Raw genomic sequence first — 19,838 nt, forward strand, 5'->3', positions numbered from 1 at the left:
CGATGGGTCAAATGAAGATTGTGTATTCTACGTGAATTTAATAGCATAGTGCCGAAATGTTTAAATTGGCGAGCCTGATATGTGGATGTTCAAGACACGTGCGATGCTGACTGCTGCTTTAATAAGCACGGCAATATTGTTACAAGCGTGTGGGAATGACAGTCAATCGACTGATAAGCCAGAAATTAAACCGGCACCTAAACTGACTAATGATGCGACGACTTATGCCAATGCCGCATGGCAACTGATCAATGAAGTGGATCCACTGGTCTATAATAAAGAATTGGATCAGCTGGAAACACAAGTGCGTCAACCGACCCGTAAATTGAGTACAGATTGGCGCATTAATGTCAAAATGACCGATTCGGTTACTGAAGGGAAATATGCCCTGTGTCGTAAAGCCTTGACCAGTCTGGAAATCTGGGCGCGGACGACCATGGAAAATGGCAACAGCCTGCAACAAAAACAGGCGGATTATGAGCGGGATAAACTGCAATGTCAGAATGCCATTGCCCATCCTGCACTCGGAAATACCGATCCTAAGCAAAAAGGTACTGCAATTGCCAATATGCAATAAACCTTTGCCCATTTAAATGTACTTATAAAAAGCCAGTCTGAATGACTGGCTTTTTTAGCAAAATAAGCTTTAAAAATAGGGCATCCACATATGTTCTAATAAAAGTACCATTACACCGCAGATCAGGAGTGTGCTGCCAATCATGCGTTGAATCATTGTACGTGTAGACATGGTCGATCTCCTCAAAGATTTAAAGCGTGTTTAATGCTTCCAAATAACGACGATTTACTTCTTTCCAGTTCACAACATTGAAAAAAGCCGAGATGTATTCCGGACGACGGTTTTGATATTGTAAATAATAAGCATGTTCCCAGACATCCAGACCTAAAAGGGGAATATTGCCATGCATCAGCGGAGAATCCTGATTGGCACTGCTTTCCACAATAAGCGTTTGATCTGGCACCATACTTAACCAGGCCCACCCACTACCAAAACGGCTAAGCGCTGCTTGGGTAAACGCTTCTTTAAATGCCTCGAATCCTCCTAATTCATGTTCGATTGCCTTGGCAATTTCAGCTTCGGGATGACCACCGCAGTCTGGACTCATCACTGTCCAGAACAGGGAATGATTGGCATGTCCACCAGCATTGTTGATCACGTTCTGTCTGAGTTGCTCGGGCACTTCATTGAATTTGCTAATTAAGGCTTCGACCGATAAATCTTCCCATTCTGTGCCCGCTATTCCTGCATTGATATTATTGATATAGGTTTGATGATGCTTGCTATGATGAATTTCCATAGTCTTGCTATCGATATGAGGCTCTAGCGCATCATAAGCATAAGGTAGTGCAGGCAAGGTGTAGCTCATTGGCAGGATTCCTTGAGAGAATGGAGTTAGGTTATTTTTCATTAGATTTAAGATACGCCCTAATTTAATATTTATATATGAGAATAGTTATCATTATTGTTAATATGTGTTGATCTTATGCGCTTTCAGAAAGGTTGTTATACGTATGAATCCTCTTTTTAAAAGTAATAAAAAAAGCCCCCAAGAAGGGGGCTTTTTCAAACAGCAACGACTTAAACGTTAAAACGGAAGTGTAAAACATCGCCATCCTGAACGATGTAAGTTTTACCTTCTAGACGCCATTTGCCTGCTTCTTTCGCACCGGCTTCGCCGTTGTACTGCACGAAATCATCATAAGCGATACATTCTGCACGGATAAAGCCTTTTTCAAAGTCGGTATGAATCACGCCTGCTGCCTGTGGTGCAGTTGCGCCAACTTTTACGGTCCAGGCACGAACTTCTTGTACACCCGCGGTGAAGTAAGTTTGTAGGCCAAGCAGTGAATAACCCGCGCGAATCACCACGTTTAAGCCAGGTTCTTCCATGCCCATTGCTTCAAGGAATTCAGCACGGTCTTCATCTTCAAGCAATGAAATTTCAGCTTCAATCTGGTTGCACAGTGGAACTACAATCGCATTTTCTTCAGCAGCCAATTTTCTCACTGCATCTAAATGCGGGTTGTTTTCAAAACCGTCTTCAGCAACGTTGGCAATATACATCGTTGGTTTAAGCGTCATTAAACCAAAGCCACGTACCAGCTTGCGTTCGTCATCATCTAGGTCTGCTGCGCGAGCCGGTTTACCTTCATCCAGTAAAGGCTGGATTTTTTCCAGAACAGCTTTAGTGGCTAGCGCTTCTTTGTCACCACCTTTAGCAGATTTAGTCAAACGCGTAATTGCTTTGGCTACAGCATCTAAGTCTGCGAGCGCAAGTTCGGTATTAATCGTAGCGATGTCATCCAGTGGATCAATACGACCATTCACATGAATGACGTTTTCATCTTCAAAACAACGCACAACGTGAGCAATTGCATCAGTTTCACGAATGTTGGCCAGGAACTGGTTACCCAAGCCTTCGCCCTTAGAAGCACCCGCTACCAGACCTGCGATGTCTACAAATTCCATAGAAGTCGGAATAACACGTTGCGGTTTAACAATTGCAGTCAATTTGTCTAAACGTGGATCAGGAACAGGTACAATCCCGGTGTTTGGTTCGATCGTACAGAAAGGGAAGTTTTCTGCAGCAATAGCAGCTTTGGTTAAGGCATTGAAAAGTGTAGATTTACCAACGTTCGGCAAGCCGACAATACCGCAATTAAAACCCATGAAATAACTCACAAAAGCGTTATATAAAAATTGCCCCCGATTTTACATGAAAGCATGACTAAAGTCAGGTCATGTGCTTGTGGTTTATTGCAATCAAATGCTTCTGGCGACTTAAAATGACTCGCTGAGCTTTCCGGGATGTGTAGTGAGTCCACCAACCATAGAGGAATAATCAGCCAGTATTTTACTTTTGAATAAAAATCACATTGTTTTTCTAAAAGTGAGTGACTAAAGTATCTGAATAAAACAGCGGCCTACACGCCCTGATCCAATAACGATAAACATGGAGCATACATGCGAACTTTATACCAGTTTCCTTTATCTCACTTTTGCGAAAAAGCACGTTGGATGCTGGACCATAAAGAGCTGTATTATGTTGCTCACAATCTGATACCCGGGGTACACCGCGCTTTTGCCCGCCTGAAAACAGGACAGAATCGTCTGCCTATTTTGCGTGATCAGGATCGATGGATCGCAGATTCCACCCAGATTGCTCTGTATTTGGATGATACTTATCCAGAACATCGTTTACTGCACGCAGAAGGGTATTTTCGAAATAAAGCTTTAGAAATTAATGAAATTACTTTGGAATTGGGTCGTCATGTTCGTCGCTGGATGCTCTCTCAAGCACTGACTTCTGATCATGAATCTCTGGATATTTTAATTGGTGAGCAGGGCTATCTGCGCCAGTTTGAAAAATTTTCTAAACCTTTATTGAAAGCGATGGTGGCCAAGGGTTATGCATTGAATGAGGAAACCGTGGCGGAATCTAAACAACACATCGATGTTGCGGTACAGCAGCTCAATCAGATGCTGGTCAGCCAAGGTGGGCATTATTTTGTCGGAAATCGTTTAGGTCTGGCGGATATTGCAGTCTGTTCCATGTTGGCACCGCTTCTGGCGATTCCAGGTACGCCATGGGAAAAAGAAAATTTCGAAACCTTGTCCGAAGAATATCGCGACTATCAGCAGTATTTGAATGAGCTTCCACTGGGTGAATATATTTGCCGTATTTACCGAACCGAACGTAATGCCCGGGTAGACTGGCGTGGTGTATAAGTTTAAATGCCAATCCAAGAATTAAAAAAACGCGCATGAAGCGCGTTTTTTTGATGAGATTATGATTAACCCCAAGGATTAGTCTGATCGATATCAATATTTTTAGTAAAATTATTGAGGAGTGAACCAAAATCAAATCCGGATGAAGAACCGCCACTGCTGATATTCTGAATTGTATCTTTAATGCCCGGCAGGATAGCAGACAGATCAATATTGGAATCAGTCGTACCCACACCTTGGACAAGATCACCGAGGTCAGGCAATTCAATCGAAGAGCCACTACCAACCAACTGACCAACACCTTCGGCAATACTGCCTAAGTCAAAGCCGTTTGAAGCAGAGGAAATACCTTCGATCATACCACCCAGATCCAGATCGCTACCGAGATTGAGATTGCCTAATAATCCACCTAAATCTATGCCATTTGAACCATTCGCAATCAGACCGCTCAGTAAGTCAGTGAAGCCACCGACATCAAAACCACCTGTTGCATTTCCGCCTACAAAGCCGCTAATTAAATCGGTAATAGCACCAAGATCAAAATCACCGCCTGCATTGCCACCGATTAAGCCACCCACCAGACCTGCAATTGCTCCAATATCTATATCACCTAAACCGTCAGAACCACCGATCAGACTACCGACCAATTCAGCAATTTGTGCGATATCAATTTCACCATTACCGCCAATCAGGTTGCCGACCAGACCTGCGATGGCACCAATATCTACACCGCCCAATCCGCCAGAACCGCCGATCAGGCCACTAACCAGTTGAGCGATTTGCGCAATATCAATCTCGCCATTGCCACCGATTAAGCCACCCACCAGACCTGCAATTGCTCCAATATCTATATCACCTAAACCGCCAGAACCACCGACCAATTCAGCAATTTGTGCGATATCAATCTCGCCATTACCACCAATCAGGTTGCTGACCAGACCTGCGATGGCACCAATGTCTACGTCACTTAAACCGCCAGACCCACCAATCAGACCACCAACGAGCTGAGCGATTTGTGCGATATCGATATCGCCATTACCGCCGATCAGGTTGCCGACCAGACCTGCGATCGCACCGATATCAATATTGCTTGAACCACCGATTAAGCCACCAACCAGTTGAGCAATTTGCGCAATATCGATATCACCATTACCGCCAATCAGCTTGCCGACCAGACCCGCGATCGCACCGATATCAATATTGCTTGAACCGCCGATCAAGCCACCGACCAGTTGAGAAATTTTACCAATATCAATATTGCCTGTACTGCCGCTCAATAAGCCGCCCACCAGTTTAGAAATAGCCCCAAGATCCAGGCTGCTGCTATTGCTCCCCCATTAAGCTCTTTAATAAGTTGGTGACCTGGGTAATATTAAAGCTACCGCCATTGGATTGAGTTAAGCTACTGATCAGGCTTTGAATATTTAAATTTGAGGCATTCGAACCAGAAAACTGAGTTAATAAATTGCTGAGATTTGTCGTACTCAGGCTGCTTCCAGAAAGGAGATTATTTAATAATGAACTGACTGAAGGTTGAGTATTGGATCCGGTGAGATTGCCAATAAGATTGGTGAGGGTGCCTGATGTCGTTCCACCGAATAAGCCGCCCAATAAGCTCTTCGTTTGGGTTTCGACGGTTAAAACAGGACTCACTTTTGTTTTTATCAAGCTTAAAAGTTTAGAAGCCATGACCGTTCCTTGTGTAATATTTTTGAAATGCGCTATTTTTGTTTTTAAAGCGCCTTTGTTTTAATCTATTTCTATACACTTGTAAAAGATGGGCGGTTAAGTCGTGTAGGGGCTGACAGGAATAGCCTATCTGTTGCCATGTTTACCCAATTTAAATAATTTAAAAATAAAGATTTAATCAAAAATACCATTGTTCATATTTTTAATTTATGCGATTAACGGTCATTTAAACCCTCCTGAAAACCGTATTTATAAAATGAAATCCCATTTGGGAAAAAATTTCAGAATATGAAAATTTTGTGAAAAATAAATAAATATTGTATAACAGAGATGGCGCAAAATTTTCTGCATCTATTGATTATTGATATAAGAGTATAAAAATGGAACTGGATCGTTTCGATAAACATATTCTAGAAATATTGACCCATGAAGATGTCAATCTGAATGAACTGTCCGAGCGGGTGAATTTATCTGTCAGTTCGGTGCATCGTAGGATCAAACACTTAATCGATCATAATATCATCAGTGGCTTAAAACGTGAAATCAATTACCAAAAATTAGGTTTCAGTCTGCATGTGCTGTTGCAGGTATCCTTAAGCAAACATGATAGCGATACTTTTGCCAAATTTCTGGAAGAACTGGAAAGTATTCCCGAAGTAATTAATGCCTTTTTGGTCACCGGTCAGTCGGCAGACTTTATTGTTGAAGTCGTGGCAAGAGATATGGAAAATTATAGTGAAATCCTGCTTAAGCGGATTGGAAAAATTGAGCATGTGGTGGCACTGCATTCCAGCTTTGTGATTAAAGAATATAATGTCTTTAACTGTAGCGGATTACTCAATAAAGTTTAATCAAAGCTAGGTTGGTGGACAGCCATAAAAAAACGCACCCTAAGGTCATTGCTGTCCCACAATTTTTCACAAGAGGAAGCTCATTTGAGCTTCCTCTTGTTTTATGGGTATTTTATCGGGTGAAAATAAAGCTTTTAAAGTTCTTCTTTCAAACAAATTCACTTGAATTATTCTGAGTAAACGTTGAACTGTCCAACCTGTTTTCCCTAAATGTTGAGCGAAACTCACCAATAAATAGGCGATCATCGCAATCCAGATTTGTGTCTGAATTGCGTTCCTGCTGCGGCCTAGAAACGCTTTTAATTTGAGATTCTGCTTAATCGCCTTAAAGAACAGCTCAACTTTCCAACGATCTTTATAAATCGCCGCAATGGTGGAGGCGGCTAAATGAAAGTTATTGCTGAGAAAGCTAAAGTGCTTGCCACTTTGCTGATCTCTATATTCAATTCTTCTTAACACTGGGGCTTTTCTTTTTAGGGCATGTGCGCTATTCAGCTGAATGGTTTCATCTTTTAGAATACCTTTGGATTCAAGCACTGGATGTTGCCGGATCACCTGATACACAGATTTAGGCCTAAAACGTGTGACAAATCCAATGTTTTGAGCAGTCAGATTTGCATACCATTGGTAATCGACATAGCCTTTATCAAAAACTACAATGCTGCCAGCAGGAAACTGGAATTTGCGGCCTTGTACCATGTCATTTTCTTTGCCATTTTCAACTGCAACAAACTCAGGAATATCATTGCTGTGATTCAATCCTATGCTGAGTTTCATGCTGGCTTTTGAGTCGTGAACTTTGGCCCATTCACATAAGGAAAGCGACAGGTCAATATGACTGGCATCCAAGGAATACAAGGGATTCTTAAAGCGAAATTTATGAGCTACTTTCGAGTGTTCATAGTATTTAAGCAACTTGTAAAATAGCTGTTGATACAAGGCAGCAGGCTGCTGCTCATTGATTCGTGCCAGCGTGCTTCGGGGAATAGACTTTGCTCCGAGATGACTTAGCTTTTCCTGTTGGCACTCCAAATTGGATTGAATATCTCTCAGACTTTGCCTACAAGAGAATTGAGACATCAATATGGCAATAAACTGATCCCACCGGGAAGCCGCTCTAAATTTCTGTCCAACATGGTGTACTTTAGCAAGTTGTTCAAAATCCTGTCGCACAACAGGTTTAATTAGCTCATGAAATACGGTATTCTGATGTGACAAAACCTGAATCCTGGTCGTTAAAGTGTTTGTTTGCACTCATATTTTAACTGTTAGGACTCAGGTTTTTTTATTTAAAGCAAACTATGGGACAGCAGTGACCCTAAGGTGCGTTTTTTGAATCAGACATATTTAAGCATCAAGTTCTGCTAAAACTGCGTCTGAGAATTCAACGTTGGTATAAACATTTTGTACATCATCCAGATCTTCAAGCATATCAATCATTTTCATGATTTTTTTCGCTTGATCGATGTCTGTGATTTCTGCTTTGGTTGAAGGACTCATCACTACTTCAGCATTGTCAGATTTTAAACCTGCAGCAGTTAAAGCATCTTGAACTTCACCGAAGGCTTCAGGTGTGGTAATGACCAAGATATCATCTTCAGTGACTTCGATGTCTTCAGCACCTGCTTCTAATGCCACTTCCATGATTTGATCTTCCAAAGACACATCTTCAAAAGTGATCTCACCACGTTTCGTGAACAGGAATGCCACCGAACCATTGGTGCCTAAGTTACCATCAGTTTTAGAGAAGCAATGACGTACGTCAGGCACAGTACGGTTCAAGTTGTCAGTCATGGTTTCAACAATAACCGCAACACCACCTACACCATAACCTTCGTAGGTCACTTCTTTCAGGTCGTCGTTATCTTCGCCACCAGCACCACGTTGAATGGCACGGTTGATCACGTCACGTGTCATATTCACTGATAATGCTTTTTCAACCACAGCACGTAGACGAGGGTTGCTTGCAGTATCTGGACCACCAAGCTTTGCAGCAGTGGTTAATTCACGAATGTATTTGGTAAAAACTTTACCACGACTCGCATCTTGTTTTGCTTTGCGATGCTTAATATTGGCCCACTTGGAATGACCCGCCATGCGAACTATGCTCCTTGTAGATTGGCTGTATGCCTATCAGAATGCCGAAATTCTACCATAAGCGTTTTTTTAAAAAAAAGTGCCTGGATTTGAGATTTCAGGATAAAAACAAAAAAAGTGCAATATCGAGGAAAAATAGAAAGAGGATAGGGAGATTTATAATTCTATTTATACATTGATATAGGCAGATGACTTGGATATAAAAAGCAAAATCGCTGATTATGTCCGTGCTTTTCTTTTTTAAAAGCTTATTCTGGAATAACGATATCCAGACCAACCTTGTCTTTATACAGTTGTTTGATCAAAGCCAGGTCATGCGCAAGGTCTGTCGGATAGATCTTGCCCAGAATGCCACCTTGCTTGGTTTTGGAGTTGGCATATAACAACACGATCGGTACATTGGCAGCCTTGGCAATATGCCAGAAACCGGTACGGATCGGTTTGCGTGCTTCACCTTGTTTAGCACGTGTCGCTTCGGGAGCAATGACCAGATTGAACTTTTCATTGTTCTGAAAATGTTCCACCATCTGGGTCACGATATCTTTACTGGCCTTGCGGTCAACCGGAATACCGCCCACAGCATTCAATAGCGGTTTGAACGGTCCTTTAAATAATTCTTTTTTGATCAAGGTATGAACCTTGAGGTCGTAAATCTGGAACAAAGCAATTGACAGTACTGCATCCATCATTGAGGTATGTTCAAATCCAATAATGACCTGTTTATCTTCAAGCACATCGGGTTCGACGTGATATTGCCAACCTGCAAGTTTAAATGCAGATTCGCCAAGGAATTTATTTAGCATAAGTACGGAGAAGTAAAAGCTGTATGTAGAGAACTGCATAATTTCATCTTGTTCGTCTATACAGTCAATAGGCTTTTAAATAAAATCAGTAAATAATGTAAAAATCTATAATTCATTCATCTTTTTAAGCTGCAAGATTAAGAGTTAAAATATATAAATAAAATAATATTATGATCTTAAAAATATCAGTATATACAAAAAAGTCTTAAAATGATGAAAAAATGACTATCCAGAGCACACTTTAGTTATTAGACTTTTGTCGAAGAAGAAGACTGATACAGGTCTTTTCTATTTTCTTATTCTTTCTACTCTGAGATTGAAAAGTATGACGTACATGACAGCCTTCGTAGTCTCCCTATTGATTTTTGCGCTTATAATTGTATGGTCTTTGATCGAAATTAAGCAGGATTTACATAAAGACGAAGAAATGAAGTCTGAATTCTAGTCATTCTATCTTCTTTAGTTCTAGGCTATTCCTTTAACATTGCTGCCTGAGTAATAAAGAATTTTGATACCTTATAGATATACTAAGACCTTAAATCTATCAGTTTTACGCTTAGTAGACCGGATTAAATTCAAGATACAGGCTCATTTATCTTAAATGATGCAGCATGTATCTCATTTTTCTATATGCCTCCTATACTGAAGTCTTAAGTAACTGAATTTTGACTAAGACAAGTCGCCCATGATTGCTGCCTAAATGTTCAAGCAGTTATAAAAGCACTTGTCTTTCCAAAAAATCTTAGCTAGTATTCATGACGCCTGAACTTATTGATAAATAAAGTTTTCAGCATATAGGGCCTATAGCTCAGTTGGTTAGAGCAGCGGACTCATAATCCGTTGGTCCACAGTTCAAGTCTGTGTGGGCCCACCATATAAAACAACCACTTAGGTGTATTAATCCTAGGTGGTTTTTTGTTTTTGGATATTATGAAATCTTGAAGTAAGCAATTCACTTAATTGATCGTTGCTCTTATCTCGAAGGACTTAAAATGGTTGCCTCTACTGATAATTAACTTTTCTGGTTTACCTTTCAATAAATACTCTTCGTTCCCAGCTTAATAAAAAAGCATCTCCCTCAGATATTACTTTTGTTATCTAAATTCCATAAACATCTTCTTTAATCAAAAAAAAAGTTCATATTTATGAAATAATTGTGATGTAGTTCAAAGAATATCTGCAAAAAAAGTGAAAAGTAGATGAAATGCATTTTACAACTGAAAAAATTATGCTAATTAATATGAGATGATTTTTTAGTCAAAAATCATGATGTTTCAGGACGGAATATCTTAAGAAGCGTATTAAAAAAATGATTAAACAGGAGTTTCAATGATGCTTCAGCTTTTAAGAAAATTGTTTTGTTTGCATATTTATGAATATGAGCAAATGCAAGAAATCGGGGAACACAGGGAGTGTCGTAAGTGCGGTACGAATAAGGACTAAAGTTTTTACAAGAAAAGTGAGCAATGGCTCACTTTTTTTATGCTTGTCATGGGCTAATTTCCGTTAAAATTAAAGGGAAATTTCAACACGATAAACAGGAATATGAGCAAAGATTTTCATGCAGATACCTATATCGTCGACAGCAACCTGGCAGATACGCTGCACTGGCTCAGCCTGCATCAAGATAGTTATGACTCCTTTAGCTATGATGCAGTCACGCAAGCGCTGATGGTGCATCATGCCAATGGAGTAGATCAAATCCGAGTCGGAGATTATCTGAATGCCCGTTATGGCATTTTAATTACTGCACATAACTTTTCTGCGAGTTCATCAACTTAAACAGTGATTAACTTGCCATTGCATCTGTAGCCAGACTGCGAACACTCGGTTTTGGCTGTTCTGCAACTAAACCTAATTTTGCAAAAAGTTGCTGATCCCGGCCTTGGGATGTATTAGGGGTCGTCAGCAGTTTTTCACCAGAGAAAATAGAATTGGCACCAGCCATAAATGCCAAAGCCTGATCTGAATCGCTTAAGGATTCACGCCCTGCAGAAAGGCGAATATAGCTTTTAGGCATCAGCAAGCGTGCTACGGCAATGGTACGAATCCACTCAATCACATCCAGCTTTTCTACATCTGCCATCGGTGTTCCTTCAATCGGAACCAACATATTGATCGGCACAGATTCCGGATGAATCGCCAGAGTTGCAAGTTCATATAACAAACCAATTCGGTCATCACGATTTTCACCCAGACCCACAATACCGCCACTACAGACTTTCATACCAGCCTGACGTACATGATCCAATGTATCCAGACGATCATCAAAGCTACGCGTGCTGATGATATGTGAATAGTATTCACGAGAAGTGTCCAGATTATGGTTGTAATAATCCAGTCCTGCATCTTTCAAGCGTTCAGCCTGAGATCCATTTAGCATCCCCAGTGTCATGCAGGTTTCCAGACCGAGTGCTTTAACTTCACGTACCATTTCTAGCACATAAGGCATATCGCGTTCATGCGGGTTGCGCCATGCAGCCCCCATACAGAAACGTGAACTTCCTGATGCCAGCGCCTGTTTGGCTTCCTGAATCACTTTATCGACCGCAATGCGTTTTTCAGCTTCCAGTTTGGAATCATAATGGGCTGATTGTGAACAGTATTTACAGTCTTCAGGGCATTTACCGGTTTTAATCGAGAGCAGGGTGCTGACCTGAATGGTATTGATGGTAAAATGTTCACGATGAACCTGTTGCGCCTGAAATACTAAATCCATTAAAGGCTGCTGATAAAGTGCTTGTATTTCTTCACGTGACCAATCATTACGTACCGCATCACTACTGTTCATCTCTTTCCCTATCTATGCTTATTTATCATTCGGTTCATCTTAATAAAAATTCGACCTTGCTTCACTAGCAAAATATGACCTTATATAAATGACAAAGCCCACACGAGGTGAGCTTTGTTTTTCAGTTACCAGATTATTTATTACTGTGATTTCCATGAATATCCTGGCCATGCAGATCACTACGGTGCTGCTTGTTAAACACACGCTGATCCTGTTCATGCTGATTATTTTTTGGGGAATTAATCGGGCCATGTTGCGGCTGCTGCTGTTGTTGCTTCTGCTGGTCATGCTGAAGCTGCTCCAACAGTTCTTGATTTGGATTTTTTGATGACATCATCTTTCCTCCACTTCATTTCTGACTATTTTTATTTATGCCATAGTCTGAAACACGGGTGTGTAAGGCTTTTAAGTGAAACTGTGAATCTAGGTAAAGTTGAAATATATTTTTAAGGGCGATAAAAAATTAGCTGGATTTTGCCAGTTGTTCTTGAATGGCCCAATCGATATGTACCTGCACAATTTCATCATGCTGATCACGCTGTTGTTGGAGTGCCTGAATAATATGCCCATCAAAGGGCGCATTGCCCAAACCAATGGCGATATTGCGCATAAAGCTTTGATAACCCGTACGACGCATCGGACTGCCTTCAGTCGCACTTAAAAAGGTGGCTTCATCCCATTGCCATAAATCCAGTAAACTCATCTGATCCAGACCATGACGCGGATGAAAATCCTCTATCGAGGTGACTTGGGCAAAACTGTTCCAGGGACAAATCAGTTGGCAGTCATCACAACCAAAAACACGGTTGCCAATTCCGCGTCGTAAATCTTCTGGAATAATGCCTTTATATTCGATCGTCAGATAGGCGATACAGCGTCGTGCATCCAGCATGTACGGTTCGACAATCGCTTGAGTCGGACAGATGTCGATACACGCAGTACAGGAGCCACAATGTTTCGTCGCAGGTTCATCAAAGGGCAGTTCCAGTGAAGTAAACAATTCACCCAAAACAAAGAATGAGCCTGATGTTTTATGAATCAGAAGGGTGTGTTTACCTGTCCAGCCCATACCGGCACTTTCAGCCAGCGATTTTTCAAAAATTGGCGCAGAATCGGCAAATGGGCGTGATTCAAAATCTCCGACTTTTTCCCGGATTTTTGTCGCCAGAGTTTTCAGGCGACCCCGCATGGTTTTGTGATAATCTCGGCCACGGGCATAACGCGCGATAATGGCAGAGTTGGGTGCATAAGAGATATAACGTGGTTCTGGTACCTCGACCAGATAATCCATACGCACACAGATAATGCTGCGTGTGCCGGGAACTAGCAAAGTGGGATTGGCACGTTTTTCCAAATTCTCTTCCAGAAACTTCATGTCACCATGATAACCACGATCCAGATATTCCTGTAAGCGTGCTAATTCTGCTTGAGCATCCGGTTTGGCAATGACACAATCAGAAAAACCCAATTCTAAAGCCTGCGCTTTAATCCATGCTTTTAGCTCAGCTGGATCTTGTTGATAAACTTGAATTTGCGCGTGAGAATCGGGAGTTGTCATAAACCAAAGACAGGGAATAAGAAATGCAGCAACAAGTTTACCATAGCCGCGATCTACAAGCATGGGAGCAGCGCTGGTTTCAGCAGCAAAATAGTTCCTACGGTTTAATGCAACAAGTTGCCTGGGGGATTAGCCAGCGGCTGATCACTTTATTTTCCCAGCAAAAAATAAAAAAAATCGCGGTCTGTTGTGGTCAGGGTAATAATGCCGGCGATGGTTATATGGTGGCTAAATATTTAAAACAGGCTGGTTTTCAAGCTCATATTTATGCGGCTGAGTTAGGTAATTCTAAAGATTTGGCATCGGCTGTGCTGGAAGCCCAGCGGGTTGGTGTGCAGTTTTATTCGCATTTTGATTTTCAATCCGAATATGAGGTTTATATCGATGCCTTATTCGGAATTGGTCTAAACCGTCAGCTGGCTTCTGACTGGCAAAATGTTATTCACGGCATTAACCGGCAAAATGGGCTCAAAATCTCGATCGATATTCCGAGTGGACTGGATGCCAATACCGGCCAGCCTTTGCCTGTTGCGATCAAAGCTGACTATACTTTCACGGGTTTGGGGCTCAAGGCAGGATTGTTTACTGGACAAGGCAAAGAATATGCGGGCAAGATCGAACTGATTTCTGCTATTCCGACAGATACAGAGCTTCAACCGATTGCCCAGCTTGCCTCACATCAGATTCAATTGCCCAAGCGTGAAGCCTTTGGTCATAAAGGCAGTTATGGTCATGTTCTGGTGATTGGTGGACATGCTGATATGGGCGGTGCAGTGATCATGGCGGCAGAAGCAGCATTTGCTGCAGGAGCAGGTAAAGTGACGATCATCTGTGATGCAAAACATCATACTGCGATTTTGTCACGTGCACCGAATATCATGCTGCGTGATATCAATCTCTTAACTCAGGAGCAACGCCAAGCACTGATTCAGCAGGTCGATGCAGTCTGTTTTGGCATGGGGTTAGGTCGTGATCCTTGGGCAAAAGCGCAATACGAAATCTGGTTTGAACTGATTCAGCAATCTGATCTGGAGGTTGTTTTGGATGCGGATGCCTTATGGTTTCTGGCCAAGCAGCCTCAAGTTTTGAATTCCCAGACTTATGCGACTCCGCATCCTGGGGAAGCAGCCACATTACTGGCATGTAGCACTGCGGAAGTTGAAATGGATCGGATTGCAGCCATTCATGCACTGCAACAAAAATATCAGGGACAGTGGGTGCTAAAAGGTTCAGGCAGTCTGATTCTGGAAGAAAAGCTTTACATCTGTGATGCCGGGAATGCCGGTATGGGCACTGGCGGAATGGGGGATGTGCTGGCCGGCATGATTGCCAGTCTAAAGGCGCAATTTGCGCAAAAAATTTATTTGCATGAAATTGTGACGCTGCATGCACTTGCAGGTGATGAACTGGCCAAAAATGGCGAACGTGGCTTGCAGGCACAGGATATGAAACATGCGATTTATCAGGTCGTGAATCGCTAAGGAGAATAGTGTGCCAGTCATCAAACTGAATATTTCAGGCCAAGTTCAAGGAGTCGGATACCGTTACTGGTTTGCCGAGCAGGCTCAGGCGCTTGGACTGAAAGGATATGTGAAGAACTTGAGCACAGGTGAGGTGGAGGCCGTTATTGCTGGAACAGACTCCCAACTTCAGGAAATGATTACACGAAGTTGGAAAGGGCCTGCTCGTGCAATCGTACAAGCGGTTATTCAAGAGTATCTGGAATCTGAGCTAGATGCTCAAGACTTTATAATATTGCGTTAAACCTTATCGACGACGGCTACTGACGCGACTCCGGCCGCGTGCCATACCACCCAACGCATTCAATACCGCCATTTTACTCATACTGCCTGAGGCGTGGGCATGACAAATAGCAGCAGCTAAAGCATCGGCGGCATCCTGCTGCGGTTTGATGCTGAGTTTTAGAATATTCATTACCATCATCTGCACCTGTTCTTTATCCGCAGCGCCATAACCCACTACCGACTGCTTGATCTGGCGCGCAGTATATTCAGCGACTTTCAAATCCAGATTGACCAGTGCCGCAACAGCAGCACCACGGGCCTGACCGAGTTTTAAGGCAGAATCCGGATTTTGTGCCATAAAGACCTGTTCTACCGCAGCTTCAGTGGGACCATAAAATTTTACAATGCGCTCCACGCCGGCAAAGATCCGTTTTAAACGTTCAGGCATTTCTGTCGTTTCTGTTCTGATGGTGCCGGCATCAACAAAAGTCAGTTTGGAGCCGTCTTTTTCGATAATTCCGTAACCGGTTAAACGAGAACCGGGGTCAATCCCAATAATTAATGACATGCCCGCACTTTAAAAATAGAATAATGCCCATATTGTTACATAAGCGTATCAAAAAAGCTTGATCCTGATGAAGCAGTTGATTCCAGCATCCTATTATTTATTTTACTGAGATTAGATTAATTTTCATGAAATTATTTCTTATTATCCTTGCAGGCTTAATCCTAGAAGTATTTGTCTGGATTGGCGTGGGTGACCTCGTCGGGAGCATGTGGTACGTATTTTTCTGGTTTGTGGCCGCATTTTTTATTGGTATGAATCTGATCCGTAAATACTCGGCCGGTGTAATGCCACAAATGCAGCAAATGCAGATGGGACAGATGAGTGCAGATCCTGCATTAACAGGAAATTTACCTAAAATTCTGGCAGGTTTCTTTCTGCTTATTCCTGGATTGATTACCGACGTATTGGCAGTATTGATGCTCATTCCAGCGGTTCAGCAGGTTTTTAAGGCTGCTATAATGAAAGCGATGATGAAACGTCAGCAACTCATGATGGAAAAAATGATGGGTGGCATGATGGGCGATATGGGTGGTGCACAAGGCCAGAACCCATTTGCCGAGATGATGCGTCAAATGCAGGATATGCAAAATCAGCAATCAGGTCGCGGTGATTCCAACATTATTGATGGTGAAGCACGTGAAGTGAGACCTGAGGCGAAAAAAATTGAAATGAAAGATATCAATCCAAAATAAATGTTTTATTTAAAAAATTCTATTTAAGCCGAATCTGATGATTCGGTTTTTTATTGGAGCTTTCTAATCTCTTTGAACAAACGTTATAATATATTTTTATAAATTTACCTTATTTTAATGTCTCTGCTTTTTACGATCTGTCTCCTGCATTTTGTTGCTCAACTCAGTCCCGGTCCCGATATTTTGCTCATTGCCAAAAGTGCCGCATCTACCACACGCCAGAATGCCTTGAAAATTATTGCAGGGATCTCTGCCGGTATCGTGGTTTGGGTAATACTGACACTTGCGGGTTTTACCGTGTTAATTGACCAGTTTCCATGGATTCAACAGGTATTGATGGTGCTCGGTGGTGTGTTCCTGGCTAAAATGGGATGGACCATGTTAAAGGGTGGTGTGCATAGCTTTAAAAATAGACATCAGACCGACGACGATACAAATGGACAGGTGCAAGCTAAAAACTATTTTATGTTGGGCTTATGGACCAACCTTTCTAATCCCAAAACACTGATCTATTTTAGTAGCGTATTTTCACTGGCTTTGAGTTCATCTGCTTCCGATTATTTGAAAGCACAGCTGGCAGTGATTATTCCTTTGCAGACCTTTATCACCTTTGCTTTATTGATGCTGTTGATTTCCCAACCAAAAATTAAAATCTTGTACCAGCGTTCGGGGAGTTATATTGATATGATGTCAGGCGGACTATTTCTGCTATTTGCATTGTGGTTATGGTATGACGCACTTATTCTGATGAATTAAGGAGGGTATCTTCATTTAATGCTGGAGATATTGGTGAGGTCGGGGAAGGAGAGGCTAAATTGTCTGGTGTTTTAACCGCCGTTTGATAACGATTAGGCTTTAAGGTGGTTTCAGTATTTTCAGAGCCTTGATAACTGCGACTACGGTTAGCGCGCTCACGCAATCCACCTTTTTTAATTAACTGAACCATGGCACATCTCTCATTCAAATCCACAGCTATTGTAAATCAAAGCTGGATTTGATGAGGTTATTTTCCGCATCACTATTTGAATTATTCAAGAGTAATAAAAAGACTTGTTTGAACTAACAGGTCTTTGCTGTGAGATGCATGAAATTAGCGAAGTCTTTTATCTTCTTCTTTTAAAACATCCAGTATAGAGTGTTGTATAGGAACTTCTTGTTGTGATTGCACATACAAATGCACGACTTTAAATACGATTGCTGTAACGAGGCAGGCCACAAGACAAAAAATCCAGAAACCAAAAGGGCTGCGAATATGATGTGAGCCACAGTTTGAGCATGATTTTTCTGTAGAGTCGACTACTTTTTCGCAGCAAGCACAATGATATTGATACTGCATTGTTCTTCTCCCAGGATGTTATCCTTTTTATTCTTCGATCATGAAAGATGATTCAATTGGTTTTTTATCATAGGTAGAGCAGCATCAGCTTGCAATAAGCAATTGCTGATAATTACATAGAGACAATAGAGTATAAAAATTCATTACACAAGCAGTAGGATTTTCTTAAAATGTAAGAAATATTTTCATTAATCAAATGATAATCAATGAATTAAGAGTTAATTCTCTTGAAAATATACATAATAAAGCCCGCATCAAGCGGGCTTTATTTGAGCTAGTCTAAAACTTACTGCCCAGAACGGATGATGTAATCAAAAGCAGACAGTGATGCCTTGGCACCTTCACCGGTCGCAATGATGATCTGCTTGTAAGGCACTGTGGTACAGTCACCTGCTGCAAATACACCTTTGACATTGGTTTCGTTGCGGTCGTTAATCACAATCTCGCCACGGTTAGTTAATTCAACAGCCGTTTCTTTCAGGAAGTCCGTATTTGGCAACAAACCGATCTGCACGAAGATCCCTGCAAGTTCTACTGTATGCTCTTCATCTGTGGCACGGTCTTTGTATTTCAGACCCGTCACCTGTGAACCGTCACCCAGCACTTCAGTCGACAAGGCATTCTTGATCACGGTGGTGTTCGGCAAGCTGTTCAGTTTGTCTTGCAGCACCTGATCCGCACGCAATTTGGTATCAAATTCCACCAAAGTTACATGCTCTACAATCCCTGCCAGGTCGATCGCAGCTTCCACCCCCGAGTTACCACCGCCAATCACGGCGACACGTTTACCCTTAAACAGTGGGCCATCACAGTGCGGACAGTAGGCCACACCACGAGTTTTGTATTCCTGCTCACCTGGAACGTTCATCTCTCTCCAGTGTGCGCCGGTCGACAGAATCACGGTTTTAGATTCCAGTTTGGCACCATTCTCTAAAGTCACTTCCACCAGACCATTGGCCGTTTCGTCTGCCCCTTTGATATCAGACACGCGTTGCAGGTTCATGATGTCGACCCCGTATTCACGCACGTGGGCTTCCATTTCCGCTGCAAATTTAGGACCTTGGGTTTTTTGTACTGACGTGAAGTTTTCAATGTCCATGGTATCCATGACCTGACCGCCCATGCGTTCAGCCACGATCCCGGTTTTAATGCCTTTACGTGCTGCATAGATCGCAGAAGTATTCCCTGCAGGACCACCACCGATCACCAGGACATCAAAGGCATCTTTGGCATTCAGCTTTTCCGCATCTTTGGTAGCGGCATTGCTGTCCAACTTGGCAATGATTTCTTCCAGCGTCATACGACCCTGACCTATATGCTGGTTGTCCTGGAACACCATCGGAACCGCCATGATTTTGCGTTCTTCTACTTCTTCCTGGAAGAAAGCCCCATCAATCATGGTCGCTGTAGTGCCTGGGTTATAGATGGCGATCAGGTTAAGTGCCTGAACCACATCCGGACAGTTATGGCAGCTTAAGGATACAAATACATCGAAATTAGATTGAACACCCAGACTCTTGATATTCGCCAGAACTTCATCAGAGACTTTCGGTGCATAACCTGAGGTTTGCAACAATGCCAGGATCAGTGAGGTGAACTCATGGCCCATTGGCAAGCCTGCAAAGAATACACGTGGTTCCTCACCAGCTTTTGCAATCCCGAAACTTGGCGCACGTGCATTGGTCCCGTCAAAGCGTGCAGTCACCAGGTCAGACAGTGCAGCCACTTCGGACACCAGTTCCTGGATTTTGGCTGATTTGTCAGAGCCATCCAAAGTCGCCACCAGTTCAATCGGGCCTTCTAGGCGTTCTAATAAGGTTTTAAGTTGGGCTGAAGTATTTTGATCTAACATTGCTAACGTCTCCAAAGGAGTAAATGTTTATTTGATACAGCCATGATAGGACAATCGACTGAATAGGTAAAACAGGTTGTTTTTATTTTATTGATCGGATTTACAGAT

Annotated in this window: 20 protein-coding genes, 1 tRNA gene and 1 pseudogene; 9 read left to right on the forward strand and 13 right to left on the reverse strand. The window is 42.2% G+C overall.

Features of this window, described 5'->3' with window-relative positions; genetic code table 11:
* Window positions 1-79 precede the first annotated feature (79 nt).
* A complete protein-coding gene (locus tag H0S56_RS05350) occupies window positions 80-577 on the forward strand; it encodes a hypothetical protein (protein ID WP_195725838.1) in 498 nt (165 codons plus the stop codon).
* A 190-nt stretch (window positions 578-767) separates the two neighbouring features.
* On the opposite strand, the gene H0S56_RS05355 is transcribed toward H0S56_RS05350, so the two are convergent.
* Both H0S56_RS05355 and ychF read right to left on the reverse strand, forming a co-directional pair.
* Entirely contained in the window at window positions 768-1,385 is a 618-nt protein-coding gene (locus H0S56_RS05355; protein ID WP_085064148.1) for a superoxide dismutase, read from the reverse strand.
* A 212-nt stretch (window positions 1,386-1,597) separates the two neighbouring features.
* Window positions 1,598-2,689, reverse strand: a complete 1,092-nt coding sequence (gene ychF, locus H0S56_RS05360) for a redox-regulated ATPase YchF (protein ID WP_004645523.1) — start codon at window positions 2,687-2,689, stop codon at window positions 1,598-1,600.
* Between the two features lie 294 nt (window positions 2,690-2,983).
* Here ychF and H0S56_RS05365 point away from each other — a divergent pair, with 294 nt between their 5' ends.
* On the forward strand, window positions 2,984-3,748 hold the full coding sequence (locus H0S56_RS05365) for a glutathione S-transferase family protein (protein ID WP_004645522.1): 765 nt from the start codon (window positions 2,984-2,986) through the stop codon (window positions 3,746-3,748).
* A 65-nt stretch (window positions 3,749-3,813) separates the two neighbouring features.
* Here H0S56_RS05365 and H0S56_RS05370 read toward each other — a convergent pair.
* Window positions 3,814-5,437: pseudogene (locus H0S56_RS05370) on the reverse strand (beta strand repeat-containing protein).
* A gap of 380 nt (window positions 5,438-5,817) precedes the next feature.
* Here H0S56_RS05370 and H0S56_RS05375 point away from each other — a divergent pair.
* Complete coding sequence (locus H0S56_RS05375) at window positions 5,818-6,288, forward strand: Lrp/AsnC family transcriptional regulator (RefSeq protein ID WP_004645518.1); 471 nt, start codon at window positions 5,818-5,820, stop codon at window positions 6,286-6,288.
* A gap of 66 nt (window positions 6,289-6,354) precedes the next feature.
* Here the strand turns inward: H0S56_RS05375 and H0S56_RS05380 are convergent, their stop codons facing one another.
* The 3 genes from H0S56_RS05380 to H0S56_RS05390 form a co-directional block, all read right to left on the reverse strand.
* Window positions 6,355-7,506, reverse strand: a complete 1,152-nt coding sequence (locus H0S56_RS05380) for an IS4-like element ISAbe18 family transposase (RefSeq protein WP_195726034.1) — start codon at window positions 7,504-7,506, stop codon at window positions 6,355-6,357.
* Between the two features lie 129 nt (window positions 7,507-7,635).
* Window positions 7,636-8,385 carry a YebC/PmpR family DNA-binding transcriptional regulator gene (locus tag H0S56_RS05385; protein WP_004645516.1) on the reverse strand — a complete coding sequence of 250 codons (750 nt, stop codon included), beginning with the start codon at window positions 8,383-8,385 and terminating at the stop codon, window positions 7,636-7,638.
* A gap of 248 nt (window positions 8,386-8,633) precedes the next feature.
* Window positions 8,634-9,188, reverse strand: a complete 555-nt coding sequence (locus H0S56_RS05390) for a 1-acyl-sn-glycerol-3-phosphate acyltransferase (RefSeq protein WP_004278932.1) — start codon at window positions 9,186-9,188, stop codon at window positions 8,634-8,636.
* Window positions 9,189-9,985: 797 nt separating this feature from the next.
* Between H0S56_RS05390 and H0S56_RS05395 the strand changes: the two genes are divergently transcribed.
* Together H0S56_RS05395 and H0S56_RS05400 are read left to right on the forward strand one after the other, a co-directional pair.
* A tRNA-Ile gene (locus tag H0S56_RS05395) sits at window positions 9,986-10,062 on the forward strand.
* Between the two features lie 671 nt (window positions 10,063-10,733).
* Complete coding sequence (locus H0S56_RS05400; protein ID WP_034438286.1) at window positions 10,734-10,970, forward strand: hypothetical protein; 237 nt, start codon at window positions 10,734-10,736, stop codon at window positions 10,968-10,970.
* A 7-nt stretch (window positions 10,971-10,977) separates the two neighbouring features.
* On the opposite strand, the gene bioB is transcribed toward H0S56_RS05400, so the two are convergent.
* The 3 genes from bioB to queG all read right to left on the reverse strand — a co-directional run bounded on the left by bioB (window position 10,978) and on the right by queG (window position 13,537).
* Complete coding sequence (gene bioB, locus H0S56_RS05405; RefSeq protein ID WP_195725839.1) at window positions 10,978-11,979, reverse strand: biotin synthase BioB; 1,002 nt, start codon at window positions 11,977-11,979, stop codon at window positions 10,978-10,980.
* Between the two features lie 133 nt (window positions 11,980-12,112).
* Window positions 12,113-12,316 (reverse strand): hypothetical protein, encoded by a 204-nt coding sequence (locus tag H0S56_RS05410; RefSeq protein WP_004278929.1) that lies wholly within the window; start codon window positions 12,314-12,316, stop codon window positions 12,113-12,115.
* Window positions 12,317-12,442: 126 nt separating this feature from the next.
* Window positions 12,443-13,537 (reverse strand): tRNA epoxyqueuosine(34) reductase QueG, encoded by a 1,095-nt coding sequence (gene queG, locus H0S56_RS05415; RefSeq protein ID WP_071851791.1) that lies wholly within the window; start codon window positions 13,535-13,537, stop codon window positions 12,443-12,445.
* A gap of 23 nt (window positions 13,538-13,560) precedes the next feature.
* Between queG and H0S56_RS05420 the strand changes: the two genes are divergently transcribed.
* The gene (locus tag H0S56_RS05420; protein WP_195725840.1) at window positions 13,561-15,018 is read left to right on the forward strand and encodes an NAD(P)H-hydrate dehydratase; all 1,458 of its coding nucleotides are present in this window, start codon (window positions 13,561-13,563) and stop codon (window positions 15,016-15,018) included.
* Window positions 15,019-15,028: 10 nt separating this feature from the next.
* A complete protein-coding gene (locus H0S56_RS05425) occupies window positions 15,029-15,301 on the forward strand; it encodes an acylphosphatase (RefSeq protein ID WP_004278926.1) in 273 nt (90 codons plus the stop codon).
* Between the two features lie 3 nt (window positions 15,302-15,304).
* Here H0S56_RS05425 and ruvC read toward each other — a convergent pair whose 3' ends face one another.
* Entirely contained in the window at window positions 15,305-15,850 is a 546-nt protein-coding gene (gene ruvC / locus H0S56_RS05430) for a crossover junction endodeoxyribonuclease RuvC (protein WP_004278925.1), read from the reverse strand.
* A 125-nt stretch (window positions 15,851-15,975) separates the two neighbouring features.
* Here ruvC and H0S56_RS05435 point away from each other — a divergent pair, with 125 nt between their 5' ends.
* Window positions 15,976-16,542, forward strand: a complete 567-nt coding sequence (locus H0S56_RS05435; protein WP_005247360.1) for an FxsA family protein — start codon at window positions 15,976-15,978, stop codon at window positions 16,540-16,542.
* Between the two features lie 117 nt (window positions 16,543-16,659).
* On the forward strand, window positions 16,660-17,298 hold the full coding sequence (locus tag H0S56_RS05440; RefSeq protein ID WP_195725841.1) for a LysE family transporter: 639 nt from the start codon (window positions 16,660-16,662) through the stop codon (window positions 17,296-17,298).
* Here the strand turns inward: H0S56_RS05440 and H0S56_RS05445 are convergent.
* The 3 genes from H0S56_RS05445 to ahpF all read right to left on the reverse strand — a co-directional run bounded on the left by H0S56_RS05445 (window position 17,282) and on the right by ahpF (window position 19,730).
* On the reverse strand, window positions 17,282-17,488 hold the full coding sequence (locus H0S56_RS05445) for a hypothetical protein (RefSeq protein WP_005106537.1): 207 nt from the start codon (window positions 17,486-17,488) through the stop codon (window positions 17,282-17,284). The two genes, H0S56_RS05440 and H0S56_RS05445, sit on opposite strands and share 17 nt — an antisense overlap.
* Before the next feature lie 144 nt (window positions 17,489-17,632).
* Window positions 17,633-17,878: a hypothetical protein gene (locus H0S56_RS05450; RefSeq protein ID WP_004278921.1), complete on the reverse strand. Its 246-nt coding sequence runs from the start codon at window positions 17,876-17,878 to the stop codon at window positions 17,633-17,635.
* 286 nt (window positions 17,879-18,164) lie between these two features.
* Window positions 18,165-19,730 carry an alkyl hydroperoxide reductase subunit F gene (ahpF, locus tag H0S56_RS05455; protein WP_195725806.1) on the reverse strand — a complete coding sequence of 522 codons (1,566 nt, stop codon included), beginning with the start codon at window positions 19,728-19,730 and terminating at the stop codon, window positions 18,165-18,167.
* Window positions 19,731-19,838 lie beyond the last annotated feature (108 nt).

The organism is Acinetobacter lwoffii (assembly GCF_015602705.1).
GTDB lineage: Bacteria > Pseudomonadota > Gammaproteobacteria > Pseudomonadales > Moraxellaceae > Acinetobacter > Acinetobacter lwoffii_E.